This window comes from Bradyrhizobium sp. P5_C11_2, from assembly GCF_054049755.1.
In genome coordinates, this window is the sequence record NZ_JBFULT010001080.1 from 1 (window position 1) to 1,073 (window position 1,073).

Annotated in this window: 1 protein-coding gene; it reads right to left on the reverse strand. The window is 66.3% G+C overall.

Annotated features, from left to right (window positions below; translation table 11 throughout):
• Window positions 1-93 precede the first annotated feature (93 nt).
• Complete coding sequence (locus ACXJL8_RS41810; RefSeq protein WP_456617311.1) at window positions 94-1,002, reverse strand: NAD(P)-dependent oxidoreductase; 909 nt, start codon at window positions 1,000-1,002, stop codon at window positions 94-96.
• Between the last annotated feature and the right edge of the window lie 71 nt (window positions 1,003-1,073).

Consider the following 1,073-nt stretch of genomic DNA (forward strand, 5'->3'; position numbering starts at 1 on the left):
GGCGCCTCGCGGGCAACTCCGAGTCCCCGTAATCACATCCGCGTGGTGTATGGGCTCCCGGCCTTCGCCGGGACGACGAAGAGATTGGAGCGGCTACTTCCCCGCCAATCCACCCGTCTTCCCGCCAACCACCACCCCCGCCTTCTTCTCGATCGGCTTGATCGCCGCGGTGAAATCGGAATCGGCGCCTTCCGCGCTGATCACGGTCTCCCACAGGCGCCCGACGGCGTCCGCGACCTCCATCGACAGGCCGAGATGCTTCATCTCCTCCAGCGCCAGCCGCACGTCCTTGACCATCAAACCGGTGGCGAAGCCGAAGTCGAAGGTCCGCGGCAGCACCGCGCGCGGAAACTTGTCGCGGCTTGCGGTGTTCATGCCGGAGCCGGCATTGATGACGTCGATCATCACGGCGGGATCGAGCCCGGCCTTGACGCCCATCACCACGGCTTCCGACGTCGCCACGATCGCGGTGGCCGACAGGAAATTGTTGGCGAGCTTCATGGTCTGCGCCGCGCCCGGCTTCTCGCCGATGAAGAACACCTTTCCGATCACGCCGAGCGCCGGCTTCAACAGCTCGAACTCCGCCTTCGGCCCCGACACCATCACCGCCAGCGTGCCCTTCTCGGCGCCGCCGACGCCGCCGGAGACGGGACTGTCGATCTGCACAATGTTGCGCCTGGCGAGCAGGCCGTGAATCTTCGCCGCCATCTGCGAGCCGACGGTGGAGAGATCGATGAAACGCCTGGCGCGTGAGCCCTCGATCACGCCGTTCGCCCCGGTCGCGACCTCGAGCGAGGCCTGCAGCGACGGCAGGCTCGCCATCACAGTTTCGACCTGGTCGGCGACGTCCTTTGGTGAAGAGGCCGCGGTGGCGCCGCGCGCCACGAGCTTGTCGACGACCTCCTTGCGGGTGTCGAACACGACGAGCTGGTTTCCGGCCTCGATCAGCCGCCGCGCCATCGGGAAACCCATGTTTCCGAGGCCGATGAATCCGATGTCCATGGTGTTTCCTTTTACGTTGTTCGTTGTTGGGAGCGGAGGTGCGCGCCACACCTTCCGCCGTCGTCCCGGCC

Excerpts from the sequence above, each read along its gene's own strand:
- ACXJL8_RS41810 (WP_456617311.1), bottom strand. The coding sequence starts at position 1,002 with ATGGACATCGGATTCATCGGCCTCGGAAACATGGGTTTCCCGATGGCG.